Genomic DNA, 333 nt, shown 5'->3' on the forward strand with positions numbered 1-333 from the left:
GACCGCACTTCGCGGATTGAAGTCTCTCTGTTTGGTGAGGCTTACGATGAGTACCGGACGGTATTGGTCAAAGATGCTGTGTTGCTAATTGAGGGTGAAATTACTGTCGATAGCTATTCCGGGACGGATAAACTTAAAGTACGAGGTAATTCCGTTGTCGATATTACCCAGTGCAGAGCGCGGTATGGTAAGCATATAGAGATAGATTGCGATGAACAGCAGCTTCGGGAGCGTCCTTTAAAGGCCTTTGGTGAACTGCTTACAGCGCATAAAAGCAGTGTAAAAATGCCTGTTGCATTGAAGTATAGCCGCATTGATGCCTCGGCTCTCCTG

General features: G+C 47.1%; 1 protein-coding gene. It reads left to right on the forward strand.

Translation table 11 applies throughout. The annotated features are described in order from the left end of the window. The coding region (locus QWI17_RS04885; RefSeq protein WP_302721391.1) for a hypothetical protein at nucleotides 1-333 on the forward strand (333 nt) is incomplete at both ends.

The organism is Gilvimarinus gilvus (assembly GCF_030518155.1).
Classification (GTDB): Bacteria; Pseudomonadota; Gammaproteobacteria; order Pseudomonadales; family Cellvibrionaceae; genus Gilvimarinus; species Gilvimarinus gilvus.